Origin of the sequence: Paenibacillus sp. FSL H3-0333 (genome assembly GCF_038002805.1) — a bacterium.
GTDB classification, from domain to species: Bacteria; Bacillota; Bacilli; order Paenibacillales; family Paenibacillaceae; genus Paenibacillus_AQ; species Paenibacillus_AQ silagei.
In genome coordinates this window covers 3,606,646-3,625,810 of sequence record NZ_JBBODG010000001.1, presented here as the reverse complement: position 1 = coordinate 3,625,810, position 19,165 = coordinate 3,606,646, and the positions used below count along the sequence as shown (strand labels likewise).

At 36.8% G+C, this 19,165-nt stretch carries 24 protein-coding genes; all 24 read right to left on the bottom strand.

Annotated elements, in window-relative coordinates:
* Position 1: 1 nt before the first annotated feature.
* The 24 genes from MHH78_RS15930 to MHH78_RS15815 all read right to left on the bottom strand — a co-directional run bounded on the left by MHH78_RS15930 (position 2) and on the right by MHH78_RS15815 (position 19,164).
* A complete protein-coding gene (locus tag MHH78_RS15930; RefSeq protein WP_341167982.1) occupies positions 2-1,675 on the bottom strand; it encodes a recombinase family protein in 1,674 nt (557 codons plus the stop codon).
* A 131-nt stretch (positions 1,676-1,806) separates the two neighbouring features.
* On the bottom strand, positions 1,807-2,004 hold the full coding sequence (locus MHH78_RS15925; protein ID WP_341167981.1) for a hypothetical protein: 198 nt from the start codon (positions 2,002-2,004) through the stop codon (positions 1,807-1,809).
* 80 nt (positions 2,005-2,084) lie between these two features.
* Complete coding sequence (locus MHH78_RS15920; protein ID WP_341167980.1) at positions 2,085-2,441, bottom strand: M15 family metallopeptidase; 357 nt, start codon at positions 2,439-2,441, stop codon at positions 2,085-2,087.
* An 8-nt stretch (positions 2,442-2,449) separates the two neighbouring features.
* Positions 2,450-2,869 carry a phage holin family protein gene (locus tag MHH78_RS15915; RefSeq protein WP_341167979.1) on the bottom strand — a complete coding sequence of 140 codons (420 nt, stop codon included), beginning with the start codon at positions 2,867-2,869 and terminating at the stop codon, positions 2,450-2,452.
* 144 nt (positions 2,870-3,013) lie between these two features.
* Positions 3,014-3,649, bottom strand: coding sequence for a C1q-like domain-containing protein (locus tag MHH78_RS15910; RefSeq protein ID WP_341167978.1), 636 nt, complete (start codon positions 3,647-3,649; stop codon positions 3,014-3,016).
* Positions 3,650-4,063, bottom strand: coding sequence for a hypothetical protein (locus MHH78_RS15905; protein ID WP_341167977.1), 414 nt, complete (start codon positions 4,061-4,063; stop codon positions 3,650-3,652).
* Between the two features lie 26 nt (positions 4,064-4,089).
* A complete protein-coding gene (locus MHH78_RS15900; protein ID WP_341167976.1) occupies positions 4,090-5,547 on the bottom strand; it encodes a hypothetical protein in 1,458 nt (485 codons plus the stop codon).
* 12 nt (positions 5,548-5,559) lie between these two features.
* Positions 5,560-6,963 (bottom strand): hypothetical protein, encoded by a 1,404-nt coding sequence (locus tag MHH78_RS15895; protein ID WP_341167975.1) that lies wholly within the window; start codon positions 6,961-6,963, stop codon positions 5,560-5,562.
* Entirely contained in the window at positions 6,963-8,825 is a 1,863-nt protein-coding gene (locus MHH78_RS15890; RefSeq protein WP_341167974.1) for a hypothetical protein, read from the bottom strand. The genes MHH78_RS15895 and MHH78_RS15890 overlap by 1 nt, the downstream gene beginning before the upstream one ends.
* A 17-nt stretch (positions 8,826-8,842) precedes the next feature.
* Positions 8,843-9,187 (bottom strand): DUF6711 family protein, encoded by a 345-nt coding sequence (locus MHH78_RS15885; RefSeq protein ID WP_341167973.1) that lies wholly within the window; start codon positions 9,185-9,187, stop codon positions 8,843-8,845.
* A 10-nt stretch (positions 9,188-9,197) separates the two neighbouring features.
* The gene (locus tag MHH78_RS15880) at positions 9,198-12,461 is read right to left on the bottom strand and encodes a phage tail protein (protein WP_341167972.1); all 3,264 of its coding nucleotides are present in this window, start codon (positions 12,459-12,461) and stop codon (positions 9,198-9,200) included.
* Complete coding sequence (locus MHH78_RS15875) at positions 12,445-12,783, bottom strand: hypothetical protein (protein WP_341167971.1); 339 nt, start codon at positions 12,781-12,783, stop codon at positions 12,445-12,447. Before MHH78_RS15875 ends, MHH78_RS15880 begins: the two co-directional genes overlap by 17 nt.
* 86 nt (positions 12,784-12,869) lie before the next feature.
* Positions 12,870-13,229 (bottom strand): DUF6096 family protein, encoded by a 360-nt coding sequence (locus MHH78_RS15870; protein ID WP_341167970.1) that lies wholly within the window; start codon positions 13,227-13,229, stop codon positions 12,870-12,872.
* 116 nt (positions 13,230-13,345) lie between these two features.
* The gene (locus tag MHH78_RS15865) at positions 13,346-13,537 is read right to left on the bottom strand and encodes a YqaE/Pmp3 family membrane protein (protein ID WP_341167969.1); all 192 of its coding nucleotides are present in this window, start codon (positions 13,535-13,537) and stop codon (positions 13,346-13,348) included.
* A 72-nt stretch (positions 13,538-13,609) separates the two neighbouring features.
* The gene (locus MHH78_RS15860) at positions 13,610-14,026 is read right to left on the bottom strand and encodes a phage tail tube protein (protein ID WP_341167968.1); all 417 of its coding nucleotides are present in this window, start codon (positions 14,024-14,026) and stop codon (positions 13,610-13,612) included.
* Positions 14,027-14,042: 16 nt separating this feature from the next.
* Positions 14,043-14,393 carry a hypothetical protein gene (locus MHH78_RS15855; protein ID WP_341167967.1) on the bottom strand — a complete coding sequence of 117 codons (351 nt, stop codon included), beginning with the start codon at positions 14,391-14,393 and terminating at the stop codon, positions 14,043-14,045.
* Positions 14,393-14,836 (bottom strand): HK97-gp10 family putative phage morphogenesis protein, encoded by a 444-nt coding sequence (locus MHH78_RS15850; protein ID WP_341167966.1) that lies wholly within the window; start codon positions 14,834-14,836, stop codon positions 14,393-14,395. The genes MHH78_RS15855 and MHH78_RS15850 overlap by 1 nt, the downstream gene beginning before the upstream one ends.
* Positions 14,826-15,155, bottom strand: coding sequence for a hypothetical protein (locus MHH78_RS15845; protein WP_341167965.1), 330 nt, complete (start codon positions 15,153-15,155; stop codon positions 14,826-14,828). Before MHH78_RS15845 ends, MHH78_RS15850 begins: the two co-directional genes overlap by 11 nt.
* Complete coding sequence (locus tag MHH78_RS15840) at positions 15,152-15,463, bottom strand: phage head-tail connector protein (RefSeq protein WP_341167964.1); 312 nt, start codon at positions 15,461-15,463, stop codon at positions 15,152-15,154. The genes MHH78_RS15845 and MHH78_RS15840 overlap by 4 nt, the downstream gene beginning before the upstream one ends.
* Before the next feature lie 11 nt (positions 15,464-15,474).
* On the bottom strand, positions 15,475-15,627 hold the full coding sequence (locus MHH78_RS15835; RefSeq protein WP_341167963.1) for a hypothetical protein: 153 nt from the start codon (positions 15,625-15,627) through the stop codon (positions 15,475-15,477).
* A gap of 2 nt (positions 15,628-15,629) precedes the next feature.
* Positions 15,630-16,547: a hypothetical protein gene (locus MHH78_RS15830; protein ID WP_341167962.1), complete on the bottom strand. Its 918-nt coding sequence runs from the start codon at positions 16,545-16,547 to the stop codon at positions 15,630-15,632.
* A gap of 32 nt (positions 16,548-16,579) precedes the next feature.
* Positions 16,580-17,134: a DUF4355 domain-containing protein gene (locus MHH78_RS15825; RefSeq protein WP_341167961.1), complete on the bottom strand. Its 555-nt coding sequence runs from the start codon at positions 17,132-17,134 to the stop codon at positions 16,580-16,582.
* A gap of 168 nt (positions 17,135-17,302) precedes the next feature.
* On the bottom strand, positions 17,303-17,614 hold the full coding sequence (locus MHH78_RS15820) for a hypothetical protein (protein WP_341167960.1): 312 nt from the start codon (positions 17,612-17,614) through the stop codon (positions 17,303-17,305).
* Positions 17,615-17,616: 2 nt separating this feature from the next.
* Entirely contained in the window at positions 17,617-19,164 is a 1,548-nt protein-coding gene (locus MHH78_RS15815; protein WP_341167959.1) for a minor capsid protein, read from the bottom strand.
* Between the last annotated feature and the right edge of the window lies 1 nt (position 19,165).

Below are 19,165 nucleotides of genomic sequence, written 5' to 3'. Positions count from 1 at the left end.
ATCAGTATTCTCTCATAATGCTAATAGTATTTTCCGTGTCTAATTTACCCATCATTTTATATTTATCCACTATCTTATTTAATTTTTCAAAAACCTTAAATTCAAATTTAAAAATTATTCCACCTTTAGATTTCCTATCGCTCTTGGATATTCCTTTAAACTCCTGAACTGAGATAGAGCTAACCATACTCATTATTATATCCATTCCTAAATTTTTCTCCACACTAAAACTTTTGAGTTCTTTTATTGTTCTATTCACTTCTTCAATTTCATTTTTAATTTCAGCATTACTTAGAGTGGCTTGCTCATAGCTATTATTTAAAAGTTCAAACTCTCTATTAATACCTTTAGACATTTCTTCTAATTTTTCCAGGCTGAAGTTCCCCATAACATAAAGATCCCCAAGTCTGTCCTTTTTAGCAGATAGTTCATCTAAACTTTTTTTAATTTTTTCTGAGTCCTCCAATTTTTGATTATCAATCATTCCTCTGAGTTCATCTTTTAATTTGTTTAGACTTAAGACATATGACTTTTTAAACTCTGATATTGTATCTTCTAATCCCGTTTCTATAAATTCATTAACTGCGCTATCGATCAAATCATTCCTGATATTGCGCGCGGAACATGAACTTTTTCCTAGAGCTTTCTTAGTTGCACAATTCATAAATAAGCAACCGTTTTTATCTCTGTTCTGGACATACATTTTTCCACACTGTACACAAACGATTTTACCCGAGTACCTACCAAAATGAGTTTTTACTCCTTTTCGATCTTGGTTTAGCCTGGTCTTTCTAGCGTCCTGAGCCTTTTGCCACATATCAGCGTCAACAACAGCGGGAATAACATCTTGATGAACCTTCCACTCCTCTTCTGGTTTTTGAGTAGCTGTTTTCTTACTACTGAATACAAGAGGTGATTCCATTTTATTTCTAACAAGTAATCCTTTATATGCTGGATTCTTTAGTATTCTATTAACGGTTGTTTGAGAAAATGGTATTCCTTCTCTTTTGATATTATGTCTCTCAAAATGTTTAAGTATATTTCTGAGTCCTAATCCGTCTATATATAGCTGATATATTAATCTTACTATCGCAGCTTCATTTTCTTTAATCGTCAATGTCTTTGTATCTACATGATATTTATAGCCATAGAAATTGTCACGTGTCCGAATACGTCCTTTTTCAGCACTTCTTTCTAACCCAAATAGCACTTTTCTTGATCTATCTTCACTTTCTTGTTGTGCAGCAGCAGTCATTATTTGAATTGTAAAATTATCCGCCTTCCTTTGAGTTGTTAGTCCCACATTTGTGAAATCAACAAAGACTCCTTTGTCTTTTAACTTTCTGAATATTTCTTCATCAGTCACTGAACGTGTAAATCTAGATATGTCTTTGGTAACTATTCGATTAAACAGCGGTTCTCTGTCGCTCAATTCAAGAACCATTGTCCCTCTTTCTGTTACAGTTACATCAAGGCCAGCGTCATGAAGCATTTGTATAAACCCTTTTCTCTTTTTCCATCCAGTAGCGGAGATTGAGTCATGATACAAATTGTAGAGTTCCATCCCTTCTTTATCATCTGCGTAACTTAAGTAGTAATCCTTTTGAGCCTCTAAGCTGTTTTCTTGGTCATCTTTTTTCGTACTTACGCGCGCGTATGCACATACTTTAATCAAAATAATTCCTCCTGAAAGTGAAAAAATGGGTTATGTCTTCATAATAACACGAAAACATAACCCATGAAAGTATCTTTATTTGTTTATCTCAGCTAACATATAACTTCTTATTGATATTATCCCATGTCGCCTTAATTAGGCCATTTTTCTTTTAAATCATTCACACAAATGTAATTCTTATTGTCTTTCATAAATCCATCAAGCAATGAGTTGTCTTTAGTATGTACAATTTTAACTTTATCCACTTGATCATCATCCTCTTTCTGCTCTGATACATCTTTTAACTTAGCCGATACATCATTTAATTGTGTCTGGTGTAGGTTTTGCATCTATTACGTACTTGTGCAAGAGTGAGGCCAAATGTCATCTGGAAGTGTGGATAATCTTTAAATTTAGTCCAATCACCACCCTATTCAAAACCAATGGCTTTAGCTACCTGTGTAACCTCTAACCAATCAGCAACTTTGTTATTATTTTTATCTGCCTTCATATCATAGTCTGATTCAATCAGCACAAAATCAATAGCATATCCAAAGTTATGCCAAGAGTATCCACCTTTTGCATTAGTAACTATTGGGCCTTTGGTTGTTCTAGCTTGCGCATATAATGCGTTCTGCTCTGCTATAGTGCGCAAACCTTGTGTAATGCGTATGTATATGCCTTTGTCGTAACAATCGCTGATCAATTTAATTGCTGCTTGTTTAACTACTGGATGCAAACCTTCAAGTTGTCTTGCTGATTTTGCTAATACTTCTTGCTTAGTCATGTCACACCTCACTGAGATTGATTACTTCGATCTTTGACAACGGTAATGAGTTTCTTTAAGGATTCTGGAAATGGCAATCCCATTCGTGCATAATTTTCAGCTAGACTCACAAGTTCATTGGCAATCCAAAACCATGTTGTTCCAATCATAATCCAGTCCACACCAACAGCCATATCAGCATAGTGTGCAAGGTAAATTGTAAGAATCATAAATACTTTTTTTGTAATTCCTTTGAATCCTACTGCACTGCTTAAACCTTTACCTTCAATAACACTTGCAAAACAACCTGATATGTAATCAAGTGCCATGCAGATTAGCATAAAGTGCAAGAGGGTTGACCAACCTCCAAAAAAGTATGTTGCAATTGAACCCAAAATAGATGATATTCCGTAAAAACTGATTTCTCTAAGTGAAAGTAATTTTTCCATTACTATGATCCCCTAATATACAAATAATCCCCAATACAAGTATTGGAGCAAAATAAAACGCCTTTTTTGGTATCTGTTGTGATTTTTCAAGCTTGTTATAAAGATAATTAGATGCTGGTGATATGTTTATTTCTTAATCTCCTTTTATGCTATTCTTGTAACAAAAAGAGCTGCACCTGGCTCTGTTATACTACTTTGACCACTGACACATAACATTATTTCAATGTAGTCCCCAGCATTCATATACATGCTTGTAGAACCCACTAACGACATGTCACTTATGATCGAAGTTGAGAAGTCTTGGAGTCTCCAAACCTGTGTTCCATTTCTGTATACATCCATCATCACTCTTCTTTGAGCTGATACTCCTGTCATTGGTACTGAAACAGATATTAAGTACACTCCATTGCTTTTTGCCGTGAACCTGGATGTTGATGGATCATACTCATTAAATGCGTCATAATTCTCTTGTCTAAACAGCATTTTTGTCCATGTGGAACCAGATAAATTTATAGAATTTGATTCAGATGCCTCGCATCTACTTCTAGAAGAAGTTGTATTATCTCCCCATGGATTAACAACACCATTTAACTGAGTACTTAGACTATATAGTTCATTCTCTATCTTATTCAAATTCGATGCATTTACAGGTGTTCCTACCTCTGTAATACTTCCCTCAGAAGGAATATGTGTAATACTACCGTCTGCATTTGCAGACTCAATGTATGTTCTTGGGCGCTGTACTACCCTATCTTTCCATACTGTTTTATCATATGCCATTTATAATACGGCCTCCCCTGATGTGAATGTTCCTAAATACTTAAAATTATTTAATATGTCTGTCAAAGTATTATAGAGAAGATTAAGATTTTGCTCATACCGATTAGCATCCTCATAACTAAACGCTTGATTGGCTAACCAGTTTGTTTTAACTTCCTTCCATCCAACAGGCTTATAAAAATTCGATGCAAGTATGGCTATATTATTTTCAATTCGATTAAGTTGGTCACTGAATTCAATTCGTGAAATTGTTCTGTTTGTTGTTACATCTAGTGATATTACTTTTGATAAATATTCACCTATTCTATCAGCCAAAAAAACAGAGTTCGATTCAACTCTATTTAAGTCTGTATAGTTATAGTAATCATTTGCTGTCCAGTTCGTTTTTGGTGTTTGCCACGACAATAGGAGCACCTTCTTTTTAATTCAATGTTATACTTTTAGTTGTAAACCATCTGACCATTAAAATAGCATGTTGTATATCCTCCCCCCATTGAGGCATCCACTCTAAAGTAAAATATTAGCCTATTGTTAAAGTCAAAGTTCTGGTTTGCTACAGATCCTTCTGGACCGATATCTGAGTTTCCTTCCCAACCGCCTTGATTCTCATAACCAGACCCGTTCCACCACGTTTTTATTCTACGGTTTGGTCTATCAACGAAAAATCCGTTACGTTGTGAATATCTTGAGTAACTTGGCTGGTAAGGAAGAGAGGATATAATTAATTCCCGTCCAGCAATATCTTGAACAACTAAAGCCGCCCACTGATATATATTTGTACTTGACATTCCTAATTGAACACTTCCAGCAAATGCGGAATATGAATATCCGGCAGGTAATCTTAATATTTCATAGTAACCCTGCGCATTTTGACCAGCTCCCGGACCAGAAAAATTGACAGGGAAAGTTCCACCAAAATATTCCCGTACTGTTCCCACTACACCGTTCATATTAACGCCAGATCGAATGTTATTTGGAATCATTGCAGGAACGGGAGCAGTGACCCAAGTGCTACCATCATAATAACCATTGGGAGGTTGAATAAAAAATCGATCACCAACCCAAACAGTATGTGTATTCCCTGGTGTATGAGCGTTTCTAGCACTCCTATTTAGAATAGAACCAGAAACTCCATAGATATTATTACCTTCTAATATTCTATCAGCCCTAAATTCTGCGTCTGCTGACTGTAATTGTGCTGTTGATACTCTAATCTCTCCCGCTCCAGATCCTCCTTTACGGTAACCTTGCCGAGGATAAACGGCTAAATCGCCATTAGGCCATTGCCCAACACTGAGCGCTGGATCTTCCCCAGATGTTATTGTGACCATAGTTCCCGGATATTCTTCATTATCATCATTGGTGAAAGTGTATGGTGCTAATACATGCGCTGGTTGAGCTGTGCCTGATCCTCCAGCGCTATCGGCTAAAAAATCCATTCCAACTTTGCGAAATGAATAAGGTTTACCAGAAACAATACGACCAGCAGTATAAGGCTGACCATTTTGTTTTTTGAGAGGAAAAGCGCCCAATCCATTTATATTAAGTGTAGCATTAGTGCCATTAGTTACATGGGGAACAATAGTAATGCCAAATCCATCAAGGATTGCTGTAGGTGCTGGATTGAGAGTCACAGTGTACGCCGTTGCGCCTCCTTCTGTTGTTGCAAACGCTGGTTGTCTTATGTAATCTCTAATACCATTCCCAACAGTTTCACTGACTTCTGTCAATCCATTCTCTAATGTATTCATACTGCTTGCTTCCAAGGGTGTACCTTCTTCTATTACAACTCCTTCTGCTGGCAACAAGGTAATTGTTCCATCAGAGTTATTTTCTAAATTATATGTTCTAGGTCTTTCAACCTGTCTATTAACCCATGTTTTAGGTGTATAAGCCATCTAATCACATCCTTAATATTTTTCAAGTATTACCTTTGCACTTGTGTATTCATTAGTTCCTAAGCCACCGTACATTCCATATGGAGTAATAGTACAGTTAACAGCTAACTGTCTTCTGTTACCATCTGCTAAAGTACCTATTACTGCAACAACCATTGTATTTTCTTTTGTCCATGAGGAATCCGGAAAATTCATATTAAAGTCGGTACTTCCAGGAATTAAATCGACATTAACAATTTTTCTGCTATTTAATGGAGTGTCATTGATGGTGATACCAGACGAAGGGTTTATTTTAATAATGTTCTTCTTGATCTTTTTAAATGAAGTATGGATATTTGTATAGTACCCGAAATCAAGATTAAGTAATAACCCTTCATTAGTCCAAGTCATTCCCTTATTCTTCATATGTTCTGTGTAATAAATCGTTGTGCCAATAAATGAAGTTATGATCATATTGTCTTTATTCCAAGTTGAATCAGGAAATGGAATTAGTAACGTTGTTGCTCCATTAGGATTATCATCACGACTAAAAGTTGCTATTGTGTCAAATCCATTCAACTCCATTAAACCATCTTGATTAATAGACAATAAATTCTGCCAGTTCTCAACATGAGGTCGCATGTAACCCGGCAACTTTTTGACAACAAACTTTGTATGCTGCATGTCGGCTCGATTTGAACCAGGATTAAATGTTTCACCTTGATCATAAAAATTAATAGGTGACTCTAGCCCATAATAATAACCGTCTAACTGATCTTCATCTTTGTTCCACAAACCATGTTGAGTATTCCAACATGTACCATTGTACGCATAAACATAATCGTTAACCGCTTTTCCATCACGAGAACCTCCTGAGAACTTACCCAATGATACTCGTTTAAACGGTGAAGTTCCTGATCCGTCAATCTCGAAACCAGCACCTCCGATAGTCATACCGCCATAAGCATCGAGCATAAAGTGATTATTCCATCCTAACATGATACCAAATTCTCTCCACTCACCATTCTCGTAAGCGCCAATGTCTTCTCCGGTCAAGTCGCGAGCTGGGTCACCTTCTGCATATGCAGCCTTTCCGTTTGCTTTCCACAAGTTGATGCCCTGATTAACAAAGTCTCCTATGTTTTCTTCTCCAGGATACGTTCCACCACCCATCCACTGCCATCCAAAAGAAAAATTCATAGTATTAACACGTTTGAATCGATGAGTGGCATAATCGTAATAGGCATTTACCATCAGCCATACTTCTGTAAAAGGTACTCCACCACGTACTCCTTCTATAACTGCAAAATTGTATGGGCTGTTTTGATCTGTAGAATTCTTAGGCCATAGTGATAAAGTTCCTTCTGCTCTTATAGGAGTTTTTGTAGAATTTTTGTTTGTTGTAGATTTCACACCCCAAGATAACTGATCAGTCATTATATACCTCCCTTCGTAGAAGTTTTTCCATTAAGATATCCTGCAAATGTATACTCTTGTTTGATTATACGTGATAATTTTTTTGCACCGTAGCTATCTTCAACGAGAACAATGTCTCCACACTCTAAACAAGGATTCTGCCGCCAATTGACATCATATAAAGCACGTAAAGTACTCTCTTGAAGAATCCATTTCCCAATTTCTAAAGCCTGAGCAGGATCAACAATCAGAGGATTGTCAACTTTTAATTCAATCCCCTCAGTAACAGAATTGTCATTCAGGGTATAAACAGTTTTAAGGGTTGAAATTGATGTGCCATTAACTGAGATATTTACAGTTCCAGATGCAATAATTTCTAACTTAATACCTATATCATGTGAGCTAATCACTCTAAAGTCCTCTGCACCCACAATTGACAGGTTAGCAGTTGATGAAATAATAGGATACTGGTAATCAAATTGTATTAGCATTGTCCCTTCAACCTCTAACGATGTGTTTAAAACCTCTTTGTTATTTTCGTCAGCAGAATATGTATTTACCACAATTTCTAATCCAGATACTAACTTATCAAGTTTTATCTGAGGTTCATTGTAAACATTGTCAAATGTTATGGATTTCATTGAATAATCATTGTCAATTTCCATAAAGGTTGTAGGGCTTGTATATAAACCATCATCACCTATGTGAGTCAAATAATTTGTTCTAGCATCCAATACGGTGAATCGCTGAATATTTAAAATTCCTTTTCTATCTTGATACACGGCAGACTGAGATGCCAAACCAATATGTTGTAATGCTACTCGCGCGCTTATCTTTTCTTTAAATCCTTTAGTAGGAATATCTTTTAATGCATTATCAATAACATAGTTTTTAATACCTGACTGAATCATAATATCTTCTGCTAAGTCATAAAGATTTGTTTCATTTACCCCAATATATGTTATTGTTTCCAGATTATTTAATATATCTCTAGCCGTAAAAGTAGTTGTTAAACTCCCCTCATCAGATTGCCAGTCCGTTAAATAAAATTTATGAATGCCTATATATTCAAATACATCTGGAGCTATCTCAACCCCCAAGGACATATTCACTTCTTGATTTTTAGTTAAATATTTGTAAACGCCTTTAGGATTTAGAATGTTAAACTCTTTTGAACTGTTATCTATAGTAAATTTCATTTCATTTGATGGTACTGTATCACCAACAACATTCATTTCTTCAACAACATTCACTTTAATTAACTTGTCACTGTCATATGATTTAACAACACCAAAATCAATTTCAATTACTCTTGCTCTTCTAAAAGGCTTAGACCATTTCTTAATTGTAATTTTAATTCTTTTATATTCATCAAGTCCTACCTCATATACGTACATAGCACTAGTATTTCCTATAACTTCCACATGTTTGATAGCTCTTTCATCAGAATAATAAATATCAATATCAAAATCAGAAGCAAATTCATTGGTTAATTTATCAAAGACAATACTTATTCCCAAGCTACTATGTGCTTCTTCAAATTCACAATTAATTATTTGAGGTGATGTAAAATTACCTGAATTATCTGATAACGCTTCACTCCACCATCCTAATTCACTTTCATCTGCTTCAGTAGATTTGGGAGGGATGCAAAATGTTCCATCAAGTTTAAAATAGTCCTTTTCAAAAGTTGCATATCTGTTGCTTGTGTTTCTTATTTTGTTATCTAGTTGCCAAGGTCTGCTAATTATTGCACCATTAGAAGCTGTAATTATGTTATCCTCATATGCTGTATTGTCTAAGATATCAAACTGTACTGTTGCTGCTGTTTTGCGCATTGGTGCATAAACAGCATCCCTATATGCTTTACTAACATTAATCATCTTGTTCCTCCCTTCTTCTACTGTTCAATAAGATTGAATTTAATATCATCCCACTTCATCACGCCATTAACATAACTCATTGCCCCAGCTTTTCTATCCCCAGCATAAAAAGTTCCTGTCTTGATCCCACCAGATTGAGGATCTTGATATTCTACGCTGAATAGTATTGGGCTTACTGCATTAAGCACTTTTTGTAAGTCAGAGTTAGTAAGAAACTTCCATGACATTTCTATTTTTCGTTTTACTGTTATCAGTTCAATAATCATCTTGCCACGTGCATTTCGTTCTGCTTTCACAATATTTTGAATTCCAACATTATAATCAGAAGGAGTAGGTATTGCTACTCCATCAATCTTTAACATATACCCACCCCTATGTAGTTATTAGTTTTGTCCCAATCCGTCCCTGTTCAGAATTCATATAGGGATTCATTAATCTTGCAAATACTGATCCATCTACAGTTAATACAATATCTCCGCTTTGACTAGACTGGCTGTTGTTACCTGTGTTAGACATCTGCATTGCACCCATTACGGCTGTTCCGATTGCAGAAGCAATATCATTAACAAAACTTGTATTTTCAAGTGGTACAACGGCTTCTGGACCTGCTTCACCAATCTGAGCGATAGTAGGTGTATCAATAATACCTCCTCTTGCCAAACGAGGAATAGAAGGTATTGATACACCGAAAGATTTCCCACCCATTCCTGGGACCCAATCAGGGATATCAATATTAATTTTATTGAGACCTGATATTAATTGGTTTACACCGTCAATGATGAGGTTGAGAGGAAATTTGACAATTGACCAAAGACTGTCGAACACGCCCTTAAATATATCCTTGACTCCATTCCAAGCCTTACCCCAATCACCAGTAAATGCACCCATCAAGAATGTAATTAATCCATTAAATACTTCCATGATGCCCTTGATTATTCCACCGATAGATTTAATAACATCTGTGACAATATTCAATGCAATGTTAAATCCTTTTACAAATGCAGGGGCCAAAGAGTCAATGATATAATTAATCAACGGGCTAATAAATTTGTTATAAATCATTGTCCCTAATTCGATAAGGTTCATAACAAATTCCATCATCTGTTTGGCTATATCCTTGAACGTTCCATCCCATAATTCTTTAACTTTTGCAAGGAATGGCATGATTATAGGTTTTAATACATCGTCCCAAAGTCGTTGAATAATCTTTAGAATGCTGTCAATTGCTTTACTCAGACCATCAAGAATAGTTTTTCCGTGTTTATCCCATGCTTCTTGAACTATTGAAAGAGTATCCATTACTACTTCTTTCAAAAGATCAAAAATAGGAAGCAATACCGTGTCCCATACGTCATTAATGATATCTACAGATACCTTAAAGACATCTGCAATTTCTTCAAAAGCAAAAACAAGAATGTCTGTCAGAATAGGTACAAGAACCTCGGTTATCTTAGCAGAAATGGGGAGGATAAAATCATTAATAGCATAATCAACAAATGGTTTTATTGTTCGATCTAGCAAATTCTGAATTGACTCACCAATATTTCCAAAGTTTTTTATGAAACTATCTTTGAGGGAATCAATAGAGGGAATCCATGTTCCTGTGGTTAATTCATTTGCGTATACAACAGCATTTTGAAATGTTTTTGAAAATTCATTAATAGCAAATACTAAGACATCTGTAAAAATTGGTGCTAAAGTACTTACTACCGCAGAAGTAATGGGAATAATAAAATCATTCAACATGTATGTAACAAACGGTTTAACGGAACTATCCAATAAACTTTGCAATGTACTTCCGATTATTGGAATGTTTGTAGTAAAGGCATCTGCAACCAAAGATAAGGAAGGCAGTAGTGTACCAGACCACAACTTATTGATTTCAGATACGGCATTAACCGCTGTATCAGCAAATGTCTGAATAGCAAAAACTAAGGTATCTGTAAATATAGGCACAAACGTAGACATTAACGATGATACAACTGGGATAATAAAGCTATTAAGCATAAAATCAACCATTGGATTAAGCGTATTGTCTAGTAGACTCTGAATAGCTCCAGCAATCTCAGGGAATGCGGTTAAAAACGCTCCCTTTATAATTTCTAAATTGGGTAACCATGTATCAGTCCATAAGCTAGAAACTGTGTCAGTTAGATTACGGAAAGTTTTATCAAACTCAGCGAATGCCCATGTTATTTGAGATGCAATTACAGGCGCAAATGATTGAGTAAATCCTATTACTAAAGAGGGAATGAAGTCGAGAACAGCATATTTCAAGAATGGAACCAGCACATTATCTTTAAGTTTGGTAAATGTATCGCCTATTCCCGATACACTCTTCATTATAGGGTCTTTCATGTTAGCAAATGGTTGTAATGCAGGAATAATTCCTGACCATGCAGAACCGATAATACTCCCGATCCCAACAATCTCATTTCCAAGTGATTGAAATATCTCTTTAACCTTATCAACCATTTTCTGAATTTCTTCAGGAATTGGCGGTGGAGTATAATCATTAATTCCAGGCATAGTAATTGACGGTGTCGATATACCTCCACCTGCACCTGCTGCATCTTTATCAGAAGAACCAGAATCACTAGGCATTGATAATTGATTGATTTCATCAAAAGAAGCTAAAGCGCCTTTAGCTTTTTTACCAGCTTTTTCAGCGTCTTTACCTGCTTTAGTAGCTGCGTCACCAGCATCAGTTGCAGCTTGACCAGCGTTAACTTGAGAAGCAGCTACCCCATCGGCTGAAGCGGCAACGGATTTCTGTCCTTTTGATACTCCAAACAAAGCAGCCATGAAAGAGGCTAAGAATGAAGCAACCTTTGCAACAGCATTCGCAAGTGTTTGCAACAATGGCAGTACTACATTAGCAATAGGCATAAATGCCTGACCTATACTAACTTTGATTGATTGCATTGTTGCCGATAACATTGCTATTCGTCCTGAGTAAGTTTGCGTTGCCTTGGCAGCATCACCAACCTGAAACTTTGTTTCTTCTATAATTCCTTGTACTTCTGCTTCTATTCTCTGCTGCTTAGTCATTTCTGCGTAAGCAATTCCATGTGCTTTAGCATAATCTAACCACATTTTCGCAACGTTCTTAGTGACCCCAGCATTATCCACTAGAATAGAGTTTTCATTCTTCAAACCCTCGGTAGCCGTTTCAACAGCCTTGCCTAATGTATATGATGCCTGCCTACCGAATGCGGCAGAGTCTTTTAATCTAGTCATAACAGTTTGAATCTGTTCCTCTGTGTATCCACGCGATGCAAGGTTTTTATATGCCGTCACAGCGTTTGTAAGGGGAACTAAGCCGTCCTTTATGTATGACTGAATAAACTTATTAGCATTAGACATTGACTGTCCATGACCAACCACAATTGATGTGAGACCAGCCATTGCAGATTCTAATTCTGATGCTGCATTTATTGCGCTTTTTGCATATGCAACTATACCAGCCGCCGCAATTGCAGCAGCCATAGCCTTGAAAGCTTTATTTATTCCATTAGTCGCCTTCTGTACGCTTTGTTCCATGCCTTGAACTTCTCTTTTAACACTGTTCACGCCTTCACGTAAACCTTTAGTTTCCGCTGTTATGAGAATTTTCAACTCATCTAATGTCGCCATTTGTTTCCCCCCTTTCCTGGTTCGCTATGAACATAGGGTTATATAAATCTGTAATTGCTTGCATTCTTGCTTTATTGACTTCCCATTGCTCAGGTAACTTTTCCTTTTTCTTTTCCTGTACAACTTCATCAAACAATCCTGGGAATGCTTCATACAGTTTTGGATATGCTTTAGGAGAATGGAAACTATAAGCCATCAAGTAACCAAGATTATGTATGAGTGAAGCTTGATTCATTAACTTAGATTTTTCTCTAGCTTGATAACCGTTAACATGAGCCAATATCTCTTTGTAGGTCATATCCCAATATAAAAAAGTATCCATATCGCATTGAGATGCAGTTGGATACAAGTCTTCATATAGTTTATATAGATAAGGAAATTCTTCATTTTCTCCAGCGTCAGTATTATTTACTTCTTTTTGTTGGCTCCCGTTGTTGGAGCTTGCTTGAAAAAACCGCTGACTTCAAGAATACTCATCAACACTTGAATAAATTCAAGTACACCGCCACCAGCATCAACATATTCATCATAGATGTCATAAACATCATCACGTTTGAGATCTGGTTGGTTAGCAAGTAAACTATAATAAAGAATTGTAACAATGGTATCTACATCAGGAAAGAGGCTCATATCGTCTCCCATATTTCCAAACTCGTTTACATATGCAAGCATAGACTTCCCAAGTTCAGTTTCAAGAGGTCTTGTATGTTTAGCTGACAAACGGAGCTTATATTCATTTTCATTGGTTTTAAATGGTACGTATTGCATTAATAATCATCCTTTTAGTTTAAATTTTTATCATCAATTTAAATAAAAAAGACGCACCATTTAAGGAGCGCCTTCGTTTAAGTTTTATGAGGTTTTAATCATAATTACTTATGTAATTACTGTCTATTCATAGCTCTTACAATTCGATCAGTACGTTTGTCTGCTTTATACTCCCCTACTATCATAAAAGCATGAATTACGCCAGGAAAATATGCACATAAGGTTAAAATAACATTTAACAGAAATGACCCCGGCTTACCACATGAAAGTACGGCTAGAGGGGGCAAAAAACAGAGCAACCATCGCATTATATCTGATCTCCTTAAAATAGCTTTATTTGGTTCTATTGTACCATATCTTACTATTTCGCAATAGAAATATTATGCAGGATTTGTTACAGTAATTTCACTATTTAGAGTCAGGGTTAGCGTGAATGTTAGTGGGGCGTTTACACTAGCTGCACCCATTTTAACAGAGGGGAATGCAGCGAATCCGTGTGAAGTGCCATCAGGGTATGTAATTTTAAATTTCTGCACATCCCCGTCCGCCTGTAGACCGGAAAGGATGCGATAAGAACCATTTGTACTATTATCGTACAAGAATGTAAATGCAAGTGATCCAAGGTCTCGAATACCCGGAATATAACGCTTTGTAGCATCAGCCAATGTAGTAACCTCTACTTGTTCCGGGTCTCCCCCTACCTCTGGCACTTCTTGCAAATCCAGCAAATCAACATATGATGTGCCAGTTGTCAAATAGCTAAGTTTTGTATCTTTACTCAGAATACCTTCGCTCATTAAAATCAAACTCCTTTTATTGTTTTACGGAATTGTCTCTACTGTCTATAATTCCGTGATATCTCATTGTTTTATGTTTAATATTTGTATCTGGAACATCCGCAGCAAATTGTCTTATAAATCCTATACTGTTCATCTTCTCTTCCACTTTTTGTGCTATTACTCCTGTTGATCCTTTGGACCAAACGTCAATCTGAATACTAATATCACTAAAGACATTATTCGTATTCATGTAATTGTTGTTGCCAATCTCATAGAAACTAATACAAGGATATTGAGCAGTAGCAGTAGGATAAGCATCAGTAACAGACTCCAATCCAGAAATTTCCAATAGCAATGTTCTTACAATAGGCTTTACATCATACATTATTCACCACCACCAAGCAGTTGTTTCTTGATATCTTTTTTAACCTGATCCATAACAATCTTAGCAAGTTGAGGCCGATTATTATTTATTGCAGGAAAAAGGAACGGTTGTGCTGGCATACCTGCCCAGTCTTCACGATAGTTTAAACTTCCATCCCATTTGGGAGGTGATGGAGATCCCTTACCACGTTGACCAGTGCCGAACTCAACATAGGGAGCGTAGTAAACATTTGTCTTGACAAATCCTACTGTTCTACCTTTATCTTTTTCAACACCTGCCTGAATGCTATTTCTTAATATACCTTCATCAACAGGACACAACAATTTAGCTTCACCCGATGCTTTTAGAGCAGCAGCCAACATTCCTTTTTCGGCAGATGCTTCTACATCTCCACCAATATTATTAAGTCTTCTCATTAAAGCGTCAAATCCCTCAGTTTTCATTTGCGTTCATCTTTTCTAGGTCGCCACTTATATGACCACTCCAAGGACGAAGTGCAATTACTTTATAATTGGGATTATCACTTTTATAACAAATAGCATCGGACTCTTTTATATCTGATTCTGTTGGAAATTGAGCAGATAACATATAGACTAGTCTCTCTCCATATATTTCAGCCATCAATTTTCCACCAGCAGGATTAATATTGGCATGAATAATCCTATTATCTCCCCAGTCTTCATAAGTTGTTCCATCTGGTTCAGTTATTGTTGTTCTACTCTTTACTATATATGGCTTCAAGTCTCTTTGTCTTAGTCTCATCTGCGTCCAGCCACCTTGAGTATACGATGATTGGCAATTGTTGATTTAAGACTGGGGGATAAGTCTTCAAATGTACGGCTAATGCCACCTTCCGAATGACCAGTTTCGCCTTCGATTCCCATTTTGTTATACCGAATAATTACAATCTGTCTTAGAACAGACTCTAATGTGGTAGGTAGAGTAACACGGTTGATCCATGATAGCAGGTCTTCTGTTGCATCCTCTACAAGAATATTAAATAGATCATCCTGGGACTCATCAGTTAGAAGAATCCCAAGTGACCTTTTAACTTTATCAATTACACTCATATAGTCACCTCTTAAGAGGACGACTTAGAGCCGCCCCGTTTAGTTTTTGTTACAGTTTCTTCTTCGCTATCATCAACAAGAGTAAAACCTTGAAGCAAAAACTTTTCAACCTTCTCTTCTGTGTCAACAATCTTAACCACATTTAATTTCTGCAAAGTAAACATTATTAAGCTCCAACAGCAACGAACACTGCTTTAGCCAATTGGTTATCAGGAATAAACAAGTCATGATATTTGCGATAGTCAATCTTCCAAGCGTTAGCCGCTTGATTTGTCATTGGGTCAAAGATGCGTGGTACGTCTGTCTTACTAACAGCGATAGGTGTAGTACGAGCAGTAACAATCCAGTTAACATCCTTCGCACCAGATGCAGGAACAAATCCACCTGCCGTCTGACCAGAAGTTGTACCGTCGTTGAATACAAATGCAGTCTTCATACGGTCAGAAGATACCGGAATGAGTGGAATACCTTCTAGGAACTTGATTTCAGTAGTTACATTACCCTTAGTAAACTGACCAACATCAAGTTTCTTTTGAATACTAGAATTAGTAGTCAGTGTCTGATATGCAGGATAAGACATAGTAATTACCATGTTAGCCATATCAACACCAGCATCAGCCAATTTAAAGATATGGCTATACAGTTTAGCTACAATTGTAGCCTCTGCCAGAGTATAGGTCTCAGAACGAGACGCAGCTACAGCAGCAGCAGCAATAGTACTGTAACGATAAGCATCAATTTCAGGCACAACCTTGGTGCGTTGGAATTCAGACATCACAGTTGATGCATTCAATACAAAGTTAGTTTCATTTACATCCATTGCATCCAGATGGAAACTTGTACCACGGTCTTGCGTCATTTCCTTAGTCTGATAACTAAAATCAACAGCTCCAGCAGCGTATCCAGTTGCACGGTTATAATCTTTTAGACCATCCAGGGCAAGTTTGGGAATTTTAATCTCAGATCCACCATTGTAGATTACCTGTCCTGCATTATCTTCCATCCAACCCGAAGTAGCAAGTTGTACAATTTGTTTATCCAATTCATTTTGAAATAGTGTTGCATAAGCGATTGTGTTAGCCATTATTAATCAATCTCCTCGATATGTATAATTTATTAATATTTTTTACTAAATATTGCTGCCATTGTAGCCGCAGCTTGGGTCTGTGGAGTATTATTTCCTCCACTTGTAGGTGTCTTACTAGAGTTAAGCAATCTTTCATTTACTCCCTGTTCAACAGCAGCCCTAAAAGCAGCTTCAACAGTTTCAATACTCTTAGTGGTAGCATCTGCATCCACATAACTGATAATCTCAGCAAGTTGTTTAGGTAGTCCCTTATCTGCCAATTGTTCCAACGCTACAGCTTTAAGTTCACGCTTAATAAGCTCTGTTTCACGCTCTTTAAGCTGATTCTCTCGCTGTTCCCGTTCATATTCTGCTTTCTGTTCGGCGTTCATCTTAGCTAATTTCTCAGCCTCTGTTTTAGCCGATTCAAGCTTCACACTATAATCCTTTTCCCATTTGGCTTTTTCTTTGTTAAGTCGCTCCCCAATAACTTTATTCAATTCATCCTGAGTAAAAGTTTTAGGTTCTTCTTTATTTGCATTTGGATCTGCGTTAGTGTCTAGATTCGGGTCAATATTTTGGTCTACAATATTATCTTCTGGCATTTTATTAGTCTCCTTAAGTACATTCAGTACAACGCCCTGCGGCTATAATTTATTGCTATCCATGAACAGAGTTTTATGTCTTACAGCAAGTTTTGGACATAAAGAACGTCCTAATCGATTAGGATTTTGAACAAATAAAAAACACCCTCGCATAAGCGTGAGTGCCTGCTATTCGAGAGCGTCAAGCGCCCACTGTATTCCCTGGCTTATATCAATATTCGTATGCTTCTGTTGCAGCTCTTTCAGCAGCTTAATGAAAGATACGTCCTGCAAATTAGCAGCAACATCTTCAAAATAACCGCTCATTCGTTCAATTTCACCAGCTTCCAAGTTGAATAGTAGATCCTTGGTTTCATGCAAGTTTTGACTCAATAGATCGACAATTTCATCCCAATATTCGTCCAGCGGAGGAGATGCACCGTCCTGAAACATGGCATCAATAATTTTTAAATTGTAGGATATCTTCTCTTTAGCATCCAACGTCATCCACCTCCTAATAAGCGTTGAGTTTCATCTGGGAAAACCGTTGTAATTTTCTTCTGTTTTACATCATAGACCATTCCTACCGTAACACCTTTAAAATTAGCATATTTAAATATCGCAATAAGTTCATCATCGATCCACTTAGGCTCAAGAGTGTACCTGCTTTTATCTTTAAGATTGGCTACATACTCCCCGGCCTTTTGAATATCAGCAGCTTTCCAAGTAACAGGGAACCAGGATTGTTTCGTGCCTGTCTGTTTTATCTTTTCTTTGTGATCAGGAACATTCCCGATTCGGACGCCGTTGTAATACTCTTTTACAATATTATACTGTATTCCAAACTGTTCCAAAAGCAAAATGTTATCTTGACCATGCCCACCGTTTTTAAACCTTCCGACCGCCTGTTTTTTCGGATTTTTAGGGTTGGTAAACTCCCCTTTAGCTGCGTGATCCCTGACAGCATCAGTAACCTTTAGTCCTTTACTCCCGTTATCCAAGCCATTATCATACTTGTTATCCATTTCTTTTTGCCACTGCTCATAACTCATGTTTGCTGGCACTAGCATAGTCTTACCAGTCTCCGGATCGCGCGCGCGCCTTTGGATTCCTTCCAAAGTTTCCTGTCCAAAGTATGCGATTGTTGTTGAACGACACCAAGTATGCAAAGGCGGCATATTCTTGCCTGGTACTCCATCCTTAACTTTGAATACTTTTCTGTCTGTCTTTCTACATGGTATAGATGTTTTCTTATCAAGAGTTGCAACAAACATATATTGTTCAATATCAGCAGCTTTATAAGCAGCGTGTTCTGCCTGATTAGCCATATATGTATATTCAGTTCTAATTAAACGATTAGCAGCAAACTTGCCTGAATCAGTAACAGCCATAAGTTGATCTGACATTTGTTTTCTGGATGCTCCAGACATAAAGCCACTAGTTAATATGTTATTTAGATTAGCAGCTAAAACATCTGTATTTCCCCATACTCTAGCGCTAAAATGTTGCCCACTCCACGGATTCATAAGTATTTCTTGAATTGTGTAATTAGGCATTTGAGCAAAATTAAATCCAATACCTAAACCATGTTGTGTATCATACATTGTCTTATAATAAGCATCATAAATAGTTCTGACATATCCTAATTTACTTTGCTTAATCTCAACATCGGCAAGAACCTTAGACTTAATATACACATCTTCGTGCAATGCCTGGAGTCTAGTTAATCTAGCACGATATGCAGGAGCGTTCAGTTTCATTAACATCTGCCTTCTAATGTCAGGGTCTTTGATAGTATTGATTTGCTGCTTAATAAGATTCCATTCTTTATCGGAAATCTTCTCATTAAGTATCTTCTTGGCTATCTTAGGATCAACCTTGCCATTAGTTGCATAAGTCTTAAATATCTTATCCATCTCAAGTCTAATGTCACTTGCAGCTTTATCGTAAGCGTTAGACACTATATTAACAGTTTTATCACCACTACGGTGATATGATGCCATACGTTGACTGGCACGTAACTTCCAATATGCGGCAGATGGATTATTCATC

Excerpts from the sequence above, each read along its gene's own strand:
- MHH78_RS15890 (WP_341167974.1), bottom strand. The coding sequence starts at position 8,825 with ATGATTAATGTTAGTAAAGCATATAGGGATGCTGTTTATGCACCAATG.
- MHH78_RS15910 (WP_341167978.1), bottom strand. The coding sequence starts at position 3,649 with ATGGCATATGATAAAACAGTATGGAAAGATAGGGTAGTACAGCGCCCA.
- MHH78_RS15900 (WP_341167976.1), bottom strand. The coding sequence starts at position 5,547 with ATGGCTTATACACCTAAAACATGGGTTAATAGACAGGTTGAAAGACCT.
- MHH78_RS15915 (WP_341167979.1), bottom strand. The coding sequence starts at position 2,869 with ATGGAAAAATTACTTTCACTTAGAGAAATCAGTTTTTACGGAATATCA.
- MHH78_RS15925 (WP_341167981.1), bottom strand. The coding sequence starts at position 2,004 with ATGCAAAACCTACACCAGACACAATTAAATGATGTATCGGCTAAGTTA.
- MHH78_RS15875 (WP_341167971.1), bottom strand. The coding sequence starts at position 12,783 with ATGGATACTTTTTTATATTGGGATATGACCTACAAAGAGATATTGGCT.
- MHH78_RS15825 (WP_341167961.1), bottom strand. The coding sequence starts at position 17,134 with ATGCCAGAAGATAATATTGTAGACCAAAATATTGACCCGAATCTAGAC.
- MHH78_RS15835 (WP_341167963.1), bottom strand. The coding sequence starts at position 15,627 with ATGTTTACTTTGCAGAAATTAAATGTGGTTAAGATTGTTGACACAGAA.
- MHH78_RS15855 (WP_341167967.1), bottom strand. The coding sequence starts at position 14,393 with ATGTATGATGTAAAGCCTATTGTAAGAACATTGCTATTGGAAATTTCT.
- MHH78_RS15830 (WP_341167962.1), bottom strand. The coding sequence starts at position 16,547 with ATGGCTAACACAATCGCTTATGCAACACTATTTCAAAATGAATTGGAT.
- MHH78_RS15865 (WP_341167969.1), bottom strand. The coding sequence starts at position 13,537 with ATGCGATGGTTGCTCTGTTTTTTGCCCCCTCTAGCCGTACTTTCATGT.
- MHH78_RS15860 (WP_341167968.1), bottom strand. The coding sequence starts at position 14,026 with ATGAGCGAAGGTATTCTGAGTAAAGATACAAAACTTAGCTATTTGACA.
- MHH78_RS15840 (WP_341167964.1), bottom strand. The coding sequence starts at position 15,463 with ATGAGTGTAATTGATAAAGTTAAAAGGTCACTTGGGATTCTTCTAACT.
- MHH78_RS15920 (WP_341167980.1), bottom strand. The coding sequence starts at position 2,441 with ATGACTAAGCAAGAAGTATTAGCAAAATCAGCAAGACAACTTGAAGGT.
- MHH78_RS15815 (WP_341167959.1), bottom strand. The coding sequence starts at position 19,164 with ATGAATAATCCATCTGCCGCATATTGGAAGTTACGTGCCAGTCAACGT.
- MHH78_RS15845 (WP_341167965.1), bottom strand. The coding sequence starts at position 15,155 with ATGAGACTAAGACAAAGAGACTTGAAGCCATATATAGTAAAGAGTAGA.
- MHH78_RS15885 (WP_341167973.1), bottom strand. The coding sequence starts at position 9,187 with ATGTTAAAGATTGATGGAGTAGCAATACCTACTCCTTCTGATTATAAT.
- MHH78_RS15895 (WP_341167975.1), bottom strand. The coding sequence starts at position 6,963 with ATGACTGATCAGTTATCTTGGGGTGTGAAATCTACAACAAACAAAAAT.
- MHH78_RS15870 (WP_341167970.1), bottom strand. The coding sequence starts at position 13,229 with ATGCAATACGTACCATTTAAAACCAATGAAAATGAATATAAGCTCCGT.
- MHH78_RS15880 (WP_341167972.1), bottom strand. The coding sequence starts at position 12,461 with ATGGCGACATTAGATGAGTTGAAAATTCTCATAACAGCGGAAACTAAA.
- MHH78_RS15850 (WP_341167966.1), bottom strand. The coding sequence starts at position 14,836 with ATGAAAACTGAGGGATTTGACGCTTTAATGAGAAGACTTAATAATATT.